Annotated in this window: 12 protein-coding genes and 1 pseudogene; 3 read left to right on the top strand and 10 right to left on the bottom strand. The window is 58.1% G+C overall.

Translation table 11 applies throughout. From position 1 onward, the window contains the following. Nucleotides 1-13 precede the first annotated feature (13 nt). Entirely contained in the window at nt 14-811 is a 798-nt protein-coding gene (locus tag A6M21_RS14215) for an SWIM zinc finger family protein (protein ID WP_078060742.1), read from the top strand. Here A6M21_RS14215 and A6M21_RS14210 read toward each other — a convergent pair whose 3' ends face one another. The 10 genes from A6M21_RS14210 to A6M21_RS14165 all read right to left on the bottom strand — a co-directional run bounded on the left by A6M21_RS14210 (nt 812) and on the right by A6M21_RS14165 (nt 9649). Continuing rightward, on the bottom strand, nt 812-1582 hold the full coding sequence (locus tag A6M21_RS14210; protein WP_066669991.1) for an ABC transporter permease: 771 nt from the start codon (nt 1580-1582) through the stop codon (nt 812-814). Further along, the gene (locus A6M21_RS14205; protein WP_066669988.1) at nt 1579-2640 is read right to left on the bottom strand and encodes an ABC transporter ATP-binding protein; all 1062 of its coding nucleotides are present in this window, start codon (nt 2638-2640) and stop codon (nt 1579-1581) included. Before A6M21_RS14205 ends, A6M21_RS14210 begins: the two co-directional genes overlap by 4 nt. A gap of 66 nt (nt 2641-2706) precedes the next feature. Further along, nucleotides 2707-3483, bottom strand: a complete 777-nt coding sequence (locus A6M21_RS14200; protein ID WP_066669978.1) for an ABC transporter permease — start codon at nt 3481-3483, stop codon at nt 2707-2709. A gap of 40 nt (nt 3484-3523) precedes the next feature. Continuing rightward, nucleotides 3524-4348 carry an ABC transporter ATP-binding protein gene (locus tag A6M21_RS14195; protein ID WP_066669976.1) on the bottom strand — a complete coding sequence of 275 codons (825 nt, stop codon included), beginning with the start codon at nt 4346-4348 and terminating at the stop codon, nt 3524-3526. A gap of 251 nt (nt 4349-4599) precedes the next feature. Next, nucleotides 4600-5589: an ABC transporter substrate-binding protein gene (locus tag A6M21_RS14190; protein WP_066669974.1), complete on the bottom strand. Its 990-nt coding sequence runs from the start codon at nt 5587-5589 to the stop codon at nt 4600-4602. Between the two features lie 204 nt (nt 5590-5793). After that, entirely contained in the window at nt 5794-6642 is an 849-nt protein-coding gene (locus A6M21_RS14185; protein ID WP_078060741.1) for an undecaprenyl-diphosphate phosphatase, read from the bottom strand. A gap of 209 nt (nt 6643-6851) precedes the next feature. Further along, nucleotides 6852-7700, bottom strand: a complete 849-nt coding sequence (locus A6M21_RS14180; protein WP_078060740.1) for a phosphatase PAP2 family protein — start codon at nt 7698-7700, stop codon at nt 6852-6854. Continuing rightward, complete coding sequence (locus A6M21_RS14175) at nt 7701-8555, bottom strand: hypothetical protein (protein ID WP_066669970.1); 855 nt, start codon at nt 8553-8555, stop codon at nt 7701-7703. It lies immediately after the preceding gene. Between the two features lie 16 nt (nt 8556-8571). Next, nucleotides 8572-9084 carry an anti-sigma factor family protein gene (locus tag A6M21_RS14170; protein WP_066669968.1) on the bottom strand — a complete coding sequence of 171 codons (513 nt, stop codon included), beginning with the start codon at nt 9082-9084 and terminating at the stop codon, nt 8572-8574. After that, entirely contained in the window at nt 9074-9649 is a 576-nt protein-coding gene (locus A6M21_RS14165) for an RNA polymerase sigma factor (protein ID WP_066669966.1), read from the bottom strand. The genes A6M21_RS14170 and A6M21_RS14165 overlap by 11 nt, the downstream gene beginning before the upstream one ends. A 479-nt stretch (nt 9650-10128) precedes the next feature. Here A6M21_RS14165 and cooS point away from each other — a divergent pair, with 479 nt between their 5' ends. Both cooS and A6M21_RS14155 read left to right on the top strand, forming a co-directional pair. Next, a complete protein-coding gene (cooS, locus tag A6M21_RS14160) occupies nt 10129-12150 on the top strand; it encodes an anaerobic carbon-monoxide dehydrogenase catalytic subunit (RefSeq protein WP_066669964.1) in 2022 nt (673 codons plus the stop codon). A gap of 27 nt (nt 12151-12177) precedes the next feature. Continuing rightward, nucleotides 12178-12553, top strand: a pseudogene (locus A6M21_RS14155) (acetyl-CoA decarbonylase/synthase complex subunit alpha/beta); the annotation flags it as partial.

The following is a 12553-nucleotide window of genomic DNA, read 5'->3' as shown; positions in this document are numbered from 1 at the left end:
AAGGAGTGGTTTAGTGCCGCGAAAGAAGGAGTTTGGCGAAACCTGGTGGGGGAAGCGCTGGATCAGCGTGCTGGAATCCTTTGGCTGGGATACACGCTTAAGCCGTGGACGCACCTACGCCCGGACCGGTCATGTGGTGGAAATCAGGCTGGAGCCGGGACGGGTGACGGCCAAAGTACAGGGCACCCGGCCACGTCCTTACCGCGTGGTGATTGAAATCAAACCGCTTAACGGCCGGGACTGGGATAAAGTCGCCGGCGCCATGGCCGGACGGGCCGTCTTTGCCGCCCGTCTGCTGGCCGGTGAAATGCCTCAGGAGATTGAAGAGGCCTTCAGTGAGGTGCGGCTGTCCCTGTTTCCAAAGGCGGCACGCGAAATCAAAACCAGTTGCTCCTGTCCCGACTGGGCCAATCCCTGCAAGCATGTTGCTGCTGTTTATTATGTCCTCGGGCAAAAATTTGACGCCGATCCCTTTTTGCTTTTCTTGTTAAGGGGGAGGACCAGGGAGCAATTGATCGAGGCCCTGCGGGAAAAACGCTCCTCCCTGGCCCAAAAGGAGCCGGTGACGGAAGCATTGCCGGAAACAAAAACAACCGGCCCGCCGCTGGACAAAGAGCTTGATCATTTCTGGGATGCGGGGGAAGAACTGGACGGTCTGATATTCGACCCGGAAATTCCCGCCGTGGACGCCGTCCTGCTCAAACGGCTCGGGCCGCCGCCCTTCTGGCGGGAGAAGGAGGATCCGGCCGCCCTGCTGGCCGGTTGCTACCGTGCCGTCAGCCGACGCACGCTGGAGGAGTGGGGGAATTAGTTATTTGATTACCAGCCGGCGCATGAGATAAAGAGGCAGGGGAAATATCGCTACAGCCAGCGCCAGCAGCCAGATGAACTCCCAGGCCAGGCCGGGATTGATCTGACCGAGTACCAGACTGCGCACCAGGTTGACCAGGTGGTAAAGCGGGCTGAGCCAGGCCGCTTCCCGCACCAGCCGGGGCAGGCCGCTCAAAGGGAAAAAGACACCGGAAAAGAGAAACAGGGGCGTCATAATCAGGGAGAAGAAGTAGTTGAAATTATCTATGTTGGGCACCAGTCCGGTCCAGAGCATGGAGAGTTCAGCGAAGAGCAATCCGGCTACGGCCAGCACCGGCGGGACCAGCAATGCCCAGGGCGAGGAAACCAGGCCCAGGACCAGGATGACCACCAGAATCACCGATCCGTACAGGGTGCTCTTAAAAGCGCCGTAAAGGATTTCGGCGGTGATCACATCGTCCATACTCACCGGGGTGGCCACCATGGCCTGAAATGTTTTTTGGAATTCCATGCGTACAAAAGTGCCGTAGGTGCACTCATAGCTGGTGGCGAACATGGCCGAGGAGGCCACCAGTCCGGGAGCCAGGAAGTTCAAGTAGGGCAATCCCTCCATCGGCTTTACGTAGGCGCCCAGGCCCATTCCGAGGGCGGCGATGTATAACAGCGGTTCAAAAAAGTTGAAGGATATGTTCACCTTCCAGTTGCGGCCGAAAATGATCAAATGCCGGCGCAGCACCTGCCAGACCAGCGGGGAGATGTCGATCCGCCTCAAGCAGTAAGCCCCCTTCCGGTGAGTTTTAAAAACACATCCTCCAGGGTGGCCGGGCGCAGCAGCAGATGGAAAAAGTGTACTGGCTGTGCCTGCAGAGCCTGAAGCAGCTCCTGGCCGCTTTCCCGCGGGAAAAGAAACAGGTTGTCGCCGACCATCAGGTGACCGCGGAGCAGGTGGTTGACCCGGGATAACACCAAAGTTTCCCAGTCACTGGGAGGCTGGTGTTTTTCGTTCCGGGCTTCGATTGTCCGGGCGGGGAGCGCGGTTGCCTTTTCATCCCGTCCGGACGCCATGGCCGGTCCGTTTTGTCCGGGGTTTGCACCGATCCGGTTACCGGTGTCACTTCCGCCCACTTCCACCACTTCCCGGCCGATGTGTTTGGCCAACAGTTCACCCGGCCCCCCTTCCTCCAGGATCTCCCCCCGGTCCATGATCACCAGCCGGTCACATAATTGACCGGCCTCTTCCAGGTAGTGGGTGGTCAGCACCAGGGTGACGCCCCGCTCCTTTAAACGGCGCAGGCGCTGCCAGACCAGGTGGCGTGCCTGGGGATCCAGACCGGTGGTCGGTTCGTCCAGGATGACCAGAGCGGGGTTATTGATCAGCGCCCGGGCGATGGTCAGGCGGCGTTTCATACCTCCGGACAGCCGGTCCACCTTTTCCTGCGTCCGGTCGTCCAGATCGAAAAACGCAAGCAGTTCCATAGCCCGCTCGCGGGCCACGGCGGCCGGGATGCGAAAATAAGAAGCGTAGACCAGCAGGTTTTGCAGCACCCGCAAATCCGGGTCCAGGTTGTTTTCTTGAGGTACCACGCCCAGGCGGCTTTTGATCTCCCGCGGATGCTCCCGTACGTCCAGGCCGAGCACGGTCAGCCGGCCGGCGGTGACTGGTGAGAAGCAATAGATCATATTCACCGTGGTGGTTTTCCCCGCCCCGTTGGGGCCGAGAAAACCGAAACACTCCCGGGCGCGCACCCGGAAGTTGATACCGTTCACGGCCGTTTTGCCGTTATATTCCTTGGTCAAATTTTCAGCAACAATGATATCCTTTTCCGTCAAGTTTTCGCCGCCTTCCCTTTTTTAACTGCTAAAAACGCCCCGGCCGGGTTGATTCAGGTAATACTTTCAAACTTGTTTCCAGGGGCAGGCCGCTTTCTCCAGCCAGTCCAGACACAGGTACAGCAGGTAGCCCAGGGCGCCCATGGCGATGATGCCGGCGAACATTTCAGCATAGGCATAGCGTGACCAGGCGTCCATCAGGTAATAGCCCAGCCCCTCTCTGCTGGCAATGGACTCGGAAAAAAAGAGCACCGCGATGGCCGTGCCCGAGCCGATGCGCAGGGCGGTGAGCACTTCCGGCAAGACGGCCGGCCAGATGACGTGGCGGTAAATATCCAGCCGGCCCGCGCCCAGGGAAGACACCGACAGCACCATGGCTTTATTCACATGCCGGGCGGCGTCCCGGGTGGTCATCAAAATTTGGAAGAATACCACCAGGGTAATGAGAAAAATCTTGGAAACATCCCCCAGACCAAGCAGTACCATGACCAGAGGTAAAAAAACGATTTTCGGGATGGGATAGGTGAGGTAGATCAAGGGGGCAAAAAAGCGGTCGAACCGTTCGTCCGTACCCAGCCATAACCCGGTTGGTACGCCCAGAAACAGTGAAATTATGATGCTGGCCACCACCCGCCAGGTGCTGATCAGAAAATCATGTCCCAGTCCGTCCGGAAGTTGGTTGAAAAATGCGGCAAAAGCCCCGGCCGGGGTGGGCAGCGCCGGGCTGTTCAAAGCCAGCGACAGCAGGTGCCAGGCCAGGAAAAGGGAGCATACGGCGGCGGCTTTGATTAAAATTTGCCCGGCCGGATGACGGCGATCAAAACGGGCGGGTGAACTGGGCATAAACTTTCACCTTTCTGGTTTATCCATACCCGGGCCGCTTTTACCGGCCGGCGTTCCGGCGTGTGCTTGCGGACCGGGCCGTATATTCATTTGTACCGGTATGATAAACACCCTCCAGTATCCGGCGCAGGTTCCGGCACAAGCGGAAGAACTGCTCCGTCTGACGGTAGTGCTTATCCCCGGCACGCGGGTTTTCCAGCACGGCGGTTACCCGGCCCGGATGGGGGGTGAGCACTACAATGCGCCGGCCCAGATAGGCTGCTTCTTCAATGCTGTGGGTAACCAGGATGACAGTAAGTCCGCCACCCTGTAAAATGTCCAGCAGCGCTTCCTGTAAAGACTCCCTGGTCAGGGCATCCAGGGAGGAAAAAGGCTCATCCATCAATAAGAGATCCGGTCGCATGGCCAGCGAACGCGCGATGGCCACCCGCTGGCGCTGCCCGCCGCTCAACTGGGCCGGGTAGCGGTGGCGCATTTCCCACAGCCCCATTTGCCTCAACACCTGTTCGCCGGCGGCGCGGATGGCGGCGGCCGCTTCCCGTCGGATCACCAGGCCGAGAATGGTGTTGTGCCATACCGTTTTCCAGGGCAGCAGGCCGTAATCCTGCAGGATGAGCGAGGTTTCCCGGCGTCCCGGCTGCGTTTCTCGGCCGTTGATCAACGACTGTCCGTCCTGCGGCCGGATCAGGCCGGCCAGAACGTAGAGCAGGGTGGACTTGCCGCAGCCGGAAGGGCCGATGACGGCGCAGGTGGTTCCGGCTTCCACCCGGAAGGAAACACCGCTCAAAGCCGCCACCGTTTCCCGGTTTCGCTGATAGCTGACGGATAAGTTGCTTATTTCTACTTCGGCACCGGTTTCTTGCATGCAAAACCACGCTTTCCAGATTTAAATGACACAAAGTCCGGCGGTATGGCAGCTGCCAATGTCAGACAAAATCATTATTGCTGCTGTCATGTTTACGGTAAAAGATTGGTGCTTTTGAAAGCAACCGGCGGCAAATTTGTCAGCTGAAAATTGTGGTCCGGAAAAGATCAGTTGCCGGAAGGCAAGCCGGGCGGATGTGTCATGCTGGTTTGAAGCGGGCCGGCAGGTCCGCCTCAACCAGCATGTACATGTCAGGCCTTTGGTTTTTGTTCCAGCACCCGGGTATCCACCATATCGTTATAGGTTAAAGGTTTGGTCAGCAGCTTGCGTTCCTGCATCCATTGCAATATATCCTGCACATTCGCCGCAGGTGGGAGTTGCGGCGCCGAAAAATGCACGGGCAGGCGATGTTGGGACGAATTCAACACTTCCGCCGGCACCCGCGCCTCTTTGGCCAGCAGGCCGTTGTAAGCGGCAGGGTTGGCCTGGATGTCCCTGACCGCCCGGGTGTAGGCACGCATCAGTTTCTGCAGCTGCGGCAGGTTGTGGTTGATGCTTTCCAGGCGCACCATGAGCACCGTTTGGGCCACATTATCATTTAATGTATCGGCCACAATGTGCGCTCCCTTGATTTGGGCCAGGGTGGCCAGGGGATCGGGCAGGGTGGCCGCCTGCACCGAGCCGTTTAACAGCGCCTCCAGCCGCACGGGCATTTTGGGGATGGAGGCCTTTTTAATCTCGTTTTTACTCAACCCCTTGTCTTCGAGCAGCCGGTCGGTGACATATTCAATGATCGAGTTGGGCGAAATGGCCACCGGCACGTTTTTCAACTGGGCCGGCCGGCGAATGTCCGAGCGGGGTGCCGAAAGGACGGCGAAGCGGCTTTCCCCCGGTTTAACTCCCATACACAGGGAAACCGCCTTTACCGGCGTGCCGGCATTGTTCAGTTCGGCCACCGCTAGCAGGTCGCCCACGGCGGCGTCAATCTGACCGGCGGTAAAGGCGCTGTCCCGTTCCACCGCACTGGGAAAGGGAACCAGCTGAACGTTCAGCCCTTCGGCTTTAAAATAGCCCTTCTGTTCGGCCACCCAGAAAGGCAGGTTGTCAATGATCGGCAGCATACCCAGGCGCAGCGTGGCCGCATTTGCCTGCGGTGCCGAATTGGACCTGCCGGTACAGCCAGCTACAGTAGTTGCCACAACCAGACAAAAAGCGATGAAAACAAGAAACTTTTTTCTCACGAAGCATCACCTTGGGTTATATTTTTGTTCCCAAAATTTATTCTTCTTTAAATGATTTTTTCCTTCTTTTACTCTTGCTTCAACCTGCTTTTTAGCTCCTAACGGCCATGATTTTTTGAACACAACCCACAAATGAAAAAGGTGATGGTCGCACCTCGTCGCTCCAATGCTGCGGTCCGCTTGACCGGACCGCAGCGGGGAAACCTACCGGAGGCCGATAATAGCCCACAGCGGTACCACAATGGTGAGAATCCCGATGATCAGAGTTACGGTAGAAGTGCGCAATCTCCGGGCCAGATCAAGGACAATCCGGATGGCCAGAAAGGAAATGACGGCCGCTACAACCAGCATAACCAGGGTCGCCCCGGCACCAAACTGAGCGATCGCCTCCCGGCCTCCATGTCCGATCAGCACGGGTACCACACCAGCGCCGAGCAGGGCGACAACGTCGAGCAGGAACGAAAGGCGAAGCGCTTCCTCGGCCGAAAAACCCATCCAGAGGAGCGGGGTCATGGTCACCGCGCTACGGCTGATCCCGGGCAGGGCAGCCAGGCCCTGCATCGCTCCTGTGATCAGGGAAACCCTGGTGGTGATCAGCTTATTGCTTTCGCTGGAATTGGTGGCTTTTTCCACAAGTTTTTCTTTTCCGCGGACGATAAACGAAGTTATCAACAGCAATACGCCGATTAATAGCATGGCGATGGAGCCGCCTATGACCGAAAACGTATTCTGCACCATAACGTATATCGGCACGCCGATCACTCCGGTAGCCAAAGTGCCCAGGAATATAAAACGCAGCAGTCTGGCGTAGGGTTCATCGGCCAACGGGCGGCGGAGGCTCTTTAATATACCCCATGTCTCCTTGCGGAAATAATAGATGGCGGCGAAAAAAGAACCAAAGTTTGCAATAAGACCCAGATTATACCCACTTTGCACATTGACGCCGACAATGGCAAAGTACAAAGTGATCATGGTTTTACTGCTCACGGGCAGCCATTCCACCACCCCTTCGATGATTCCTGCAACAATGGCCGGTTCCATAGATGAATGCATTTAAATATCCTCCCGCAACACGATTTTAGATATCAAGGGAACATCAGCCAGGCCTGTTCTTTTCCCATTTGTGATTGGATCCCTTGCGTTGACATCAGCTGATTTCCCCGGCAGGCGGCCGTATCTCTTTGCCAACCCATATCCAATGTAAGCGGCGTAATACATATGCTCACTCCTAACATGTGTTAATATTTAGCTTTTGCCGGTTTTTACCGTTGCCATCCGGCCCGCCGGACAGCGGGTCCGTTCCCGGGACGGCGCCTGGCCGCTTCACAGGCCAGGATGCAGGCGGTCAGCCAGCAGCCGCCGGCGATAAAGCCGGCCAGCACATCGCTGGGGTAATGTACGCCCAAATATATGCGGCTGATGCCGATGGACAGGACGAGCAGGGCACACAGGCCGGCGGTCAGCCGGCGCTGTCCGGGGGACGGCAGCCAGTTCCAGAGCAGGTAGGCCAGAGCGCCGTAAAAGGCGATGCCGACCATGGAGTGTCCGCTGGGGAAACTGTAGCCGGTGGCCTGAACCAGCCAGTTCACGTCCGGTCGCGGGCGGTGAAAGCTCCATTTCAACAATTCATTCAGCAGCCAGCTCCCCGTCGTGGTCACGGCCAGCAATACCGGTTCGCGCCGGGGGCGGCGCAGTAAAAATAGCGTGGCGACCAGCAGGATGACGATAAAAGTCAGCACCCCGGGGGAATCCAGGCTGGTCACTGTTTTCATCACCATTGTCATATCCGGGCTGGTATAATGCCTGACCAGGCCGGTCAACAACAGGTCAAATTGGCCGGTTTCCCGGGAAACCACATCTTCAGCCAGCCGGCCGAAGAGCAGGATGAGCAGGGCGATGAGCAAAAACCCCCGGAACAGGCGTACGCCGAAATCCCCCAGAGGCGTCAGCCAGTGATCCAGCGGTTTCATGGCCAGGGTTTCGGCCCGGGACACGTATTTGCGCATGGCGTTCAATTCCCTCCGGTGAAAGATGATCAGGTAAACCGCAACTACCTTGTACAGCACGGCCAAAGACAATATGGCCGCCGTTTTTTCCGAGATGTGCAACAATCAGTCTTCATCCTCCCGTCCGGCGGCCGGGCGCCGGATCAACTGGAGGCCGGCGCCGAAGGTGAGCAAAACCACCAATAAGGTCAGAATTACTCCCACCAGGGGGAAAACCAGCAGGGCGACCAGGGGTAGCGAGCCCAGTGCGGCCAAAAGCGCCGGGGAGCGCATTCGGTGGCCCGTGCCCCGGTTCAGTATGTCGCCGCAAAGCAGGGCCAAGCCGGTCAAACCGGGAAGCAGCAGTACGCCTCCGGCCAGCATGATCAGCAGGGCCAGAGGGATGCCCCAGCGGCTCAAGATCAGGGCGGCGCTTAAAGAAAGTACGGCCAGGGCGCCCAGAAGGCCGAGGAGCAATGTCTGCAATGTTTTTTCCTGCATGATGCCGGTGGCCCGCCGGGACAGGTCCGGCAAAAGGGCGGCTGCGAAAATGAAGATTAATATGGCCGTCACGCCGGCCATGAATTTCCCCATGGTCAGCAGACCGGTGCCCAGCAGGGCGGCAAATAGGGTATTGATGCCCGTCTGTCCGGCGTCGATGTCCAGGATGCCTTTGCCCACCTGCGCGCCGGTTTCCCGGTTCAACCGGCCGCCGATGACAATTACCCGGTCGCTGATCCGGGCGGTGGGTGCCAGAGTCAGGTTGCCATTGATAACCACCACTTCGTCAGTGACCTCACCGGCAATAACACCGCTCCGGCCGAACAGAAGCACGTTTTCCACCCGTTCCCCGGCCGGCACCAGCATGTCCGGCCGGACGGAACCCGTCTGTGCCCGGGCATACGGAGCGGCGAGCCAGCCGGCCAGCGTCAAAAGGCAGGCCAGACAGACGGCCGCCCACAGGTTTTTGGTTATGGGCATGGCGGGCGCTCCTTTCTCATCCCTCATGGATCACATTTTCGCGGCCGGCTTCCGTACGCATGACCCGGCGCAGTCCGTAAAACAGCAGTCCGCTCAGAAGCAGCAGGGTGGCGCTCCAGAGCAGGTTCATACCGGACACCGGCAGTTTGATACCCAGGTTGAACAAGGCAAACAGGTTGCGTGCGCCCACCCGGACCAGGGCGAAGAGCAGCCCGCCGGCCGGGGAAAGGAAAATCAAGCCCGGTACGGCCAGGAACAGCAGGAGCAAAAAGGCGCCGAAAAGGGATGGGATGCCGCCGCCATAAGCTGGCTGTAGGGCAATCCGCGCCACGATCCGTGCCGTCAGATCCGGGGAAACCACCGGCACCGCCAGTTCCCGCACCAGTTGACCGGCGCGGTCAATTTCCCGCCGGCAGGCGGCACAGGCCGGACAGTGCGCCAGGTGCTCCCCCACGGCCTGCCGCTCCCCGGCCGTCAGCTCCCCGTCCAGGAAGGCGGAAAGCAGCGGCTTTGCTTCGTTACAACGCATCGTCATACACCCCCGGCTTTTGGCCCAGTTTTGCGGCTAACATAGTGCGCGCCTGATGCAGGCGCGATTTTACCGTACCCGGCGGGATGTCCAGGATCCGGGCAATTTCCGCATAGGAACAGCCCTCGAATTCCCGCAGGATCAGCGCCGCCCGGCACCCGGCGGGCAGTTCACGCACCGCCTGCCGGACCAGGGAATCCCTTTCGCCTCTTATATAGGATGCTTCCGGGTCCATGGCCTCCCGGGTTTCGGCCGGCGTTTTCCCATCCACCGGCAGTGTTTCCAGGGACACGGCCGGCGCAAGTTTGTTCAGCCGCTGCAGGCACAGGTTGGTGACAATCCGGGCCAGCCAGGCGGGGAATGACTCCATATTACGCAAGCCGGCCAGCCGGTGGTAGACCGTCAGGAACGCTTCCTGCACCGCTTCCTCCGCGTCGGCCCGGTTGAGCAGCATGCCGTAGGCGATTTTAAAAGCATATTGGGCATAATGATTGACCAGTTTTTCATAGTGCGGCGGCGAGCCGTCCCTGGCCCGGCGTAAAATTTCCAGGTCCTTATCCTTCAACGGGGTGTCACACCCCTTTATCCGGTAAAATATATCCCCTGTCCGTCCCTTTAACCTATTGATGCTATTTTACCCGGAAAAGTTCGCTCCGTCCGGAAATTTTTTTCCCGGCGTGCAAGGCACATTTTGTACATGGGGAACCGTGGTCCCGGGTGTAAGCAAAAGGAAGCGGCATGCTGTGAAATGCCCGGTAATGAAACTATGCAATATTGCGCCAGGAGTACATAGTTGACTATATTTCATTTATTTGCGCTTATAACAGGTTATTTAACAATTGCTCATAAGTTTTTCGCAAAGTAAAATAATTTAGATCAAAGTTTTTAATATTTTTTAAATCACAGGCATTTTCTTCGGCCGAGAGATTACCCGGGACAGGGGGAGAGGCGGGTGATTTTTAGTAAGGAGAGGGAGAGCGGGGGCCGTATGGTTCCAGTTTGTCAGTTGGTTGGATAAGCCCATTTTTTAAAGGAGGTCACAGTATGCCAAGGTTTAGAGATTTCAGCCTGACCAGCCGCCCGTCGGAGAAAGCGCCCCGGGTGATTGATCCCAAGAACGTAAAACGGTCGGTGGATCCCGCCGTGCTGGAGATGCTGGATGTGGCCAGGGAAGGTGGCGTAATCACCGCCTTCGACCGGGTGCTCGCTCAGCAGCCGCAATGCCAGTTCGGTTACAAGGGCATCTGCTGCCGTTTTTGTATGATGGGTCCGTGCCGGATTAAAGCGGAAGAAGGGCCGACCAGCCGCGGTATCTGCGGGGCCAACGCCTGGACCATTGTCGCCCGCAGCGTCGGCCTGATGATCCTGACCGGTTGCGCCTCCCACGCCCAGCACGGCAACCACATGACACACGTGCTGCATATGATTGCGGAAGGGGAAGCACCGGATTACACGATTAAAGATCCGGAAAAACTGGTCCGCCTGTGCAAACAGCTGGATATTGAAACCGAAGGCAAGGACGCGCTTACCCTGGCCAAAGAGTTTGCTGAAAAGGCGCGTGAGGACTTCAACCGGCTCAAGGGCGAAGGGGAATCCACCTGGACGGTCAAAAAGCAGGTGCCCGCGCGCATTGAAAAATACCGCAGCCACATGGTCATGCCCCACGGCATTCACGCCACCATCTCGGATCTGGTCACCCAGGCGCACGTGGGGATGGACAACGACCCGGTCAACCTGGTCTTCAGTGCAGTGCGGGTCGGCCTGGCGGACCTGGCTGGCAAATGGATCGCCACCGACATTTCCGACGTGGTTTTCGGCACGCCGCAGCCTGTGGCCAGCGAAGCCAATCTGGGCGTTTTAAAGCCTGAATATGTGAATGTGATCCTGCATGGCCACAACCCCCTGCTCAGTGAAATGATCGTGGCCGCCGCCCGGGAACTGGAAGATGAGGCCAAAGCGGCCGGCGCGGCGGGCATCAATCTGGCCGGTATCTGCTGCACCGGCAACGAAGTGCTCATGCGTCAGGGCGTACCCATCGCCACCTCCTTCTCCTCCCAGGAATTGGCCATCTGCACCGGTGCGGTGGACGCCATGGTGGTGGACGTGCAGTGCATCATGCCCGGTTTGAACACGGTGGCCCAGTGCTTCGGCACCCGGCTGATCACCACCTCCGACATTGTGAAAAACCCCGGCACCATGCACATCGACTACCAGGAAGCGCACGCCATGGAAAACGCCAAGGAAGTCATCCGCCACGCCATTGAAGCCTACAAAGAAAGAGGCACCCGGCCGACTCACATTCCCAACATCAAAAATTATGTGGTGGCCGGCTGGAGCGTGGAAGCCATTCTAGAACTGTTCAAAACTGTCAATCCCGAAAATCCGATCCGTGTACTCAATGACGCCATTCTCTCCGGCGAATTAAAAGGTGTCATCCTCATGTGCGGCTGCAATAACCTGAAAACATTCCAGGACCAGGCACACATTGAAATCGCCAAAGCCATGCTCAAAAACGACGTTTTCGTAGTCACCACCGGCTGTCATGCCCAGGCCTGCGCCAAGGCCGGCCTGATGGATCCGGCCAAAGTGCCGGAGTTGTGCGGCCCCGGGCTGCAAAGCTTCTTCAAACGGATCAGCGCCAGGGCGAATCTGAAACTGGGCCTGCCCCCGGCATTCCATATCGGTTCCTGTGTGGACAACTCCCGTGCCGCCGAACTGTTGATGATGATGGCTGATGATCTCGGCGTGGATACGCCGAAGGTGCCTTTTGTCGCCTCAGCCCCGGAAGCAATGAGCGGCAAGGCAACCAGTATCGGCACCTGGGCGGTGACCATCGGTATGCCCACGCATGTTGGCACCATGCCCCCGGTGGAAGGCTCCGACCTCATTTACAGCATTCTGACCCAGATTGCCGGCGACGTATTCGGCGGTTACTTCATCCTGGAGCCGGACATTGACGCGGCCATTCAGAAACTGTTGAACGCCCTGGAATACCGCACCTGGAAACTGGGCGTGCACCGGGCCGTGGCCGAAGACATGGAAACCGCCCTCTGTCAGAACTGGTAGAATACCGGGAGCGAAGGAGGATATAAAATGGCCGAAGCCATTAATTTCGACGAAATATTTGAAGGGGCCGTGGAGCCGGGCAAAGAACCGAAAAAACTGTTCAAAGAGGCCTACGAAGGGGCCATCACCGCCGTCAGCTATGCGGAAATATTATTGAACCAGGCCATCCGCCGCTACGGTAAGGATCAACCGGTGGGCTATCCCGATACCGCCTACTACCTGCCTGTGATCCGCTGCCTGAGCGGTGAGGCGATTAAAACCCTGGGCGACTGCGTGCCGGTCTTGAACCGCGCCCGGGCGGCGATCAAAGAAGCAAAGACATTTGCCAACGCCCGGCAGTGGGGCGAATCCACCTGGTATGCGGCGGACATTATTGAAGCGGCGCGCTATCTGCAAAACACAC

Origin of the sequence: Desulfotomaculum copahuensis (assembly GCF_001655685.1) — a bacterium.
GTDB classification, from domain to species: Bacteria; Bacillota; Desulfotomaculia; order Desulfotomaculales; family Desulfovirgulaceae; genus Desulfotomaculum_G; species Desulfotomaculum_G copahuensis.
The sequence above is the reverse complement of the archived record's forward strand: the minus strand, read 5'-3'. Positions and strand labels throughout refer to the sequence as shown.

Bases quoted from the DNA above. Each gene is read 5' to 3' on its own strand.
- A6M21_RS14200 (WP_066669978.1), bottom strand. From the start codon at position 3,483: ATGCCCAGTTCACCCGCCCGTTTTGATCGCCGTCATCCGGCCGGGCAA.
- A6M21_RS14195 (WP_066669976.1), bottom strand. From the start codon at position 4,348: ATGCAAGAAACCGGTGCCGAAGTAGAAATAAGCAACTTATCCGTCAGC.
- A6M21_RS14185 (WP_078060741.1), bottom strand. From the start codon at position 6,642: ATGCATTCATCTATGGAACCGGCCATTGTTGCAGGAATCATCGAAGGG.
- A6M21_RS14175 (WP_066669970.1), bottom strand. From the start codon at position 8,555: ATGCCCATAACCAAAAACCTGTGGGCGGCCGTCTGTCTGGCCTGCCTT.
- A6M21_RS14170 (WP_066669968.1), bottom strand. From the start codon at position 9,084: ATGCGTTGTAACGAAGCAAAGCCGCTGCTTTCCGCCTTCCTGGACGGG.
- cooS (WP_066669964.1), top strand. From the start codon at position 10,129: ATGCCAAGGTTTAGAGATTTCAGCCTGACCAGCCGCCCGTCGGAGAAA.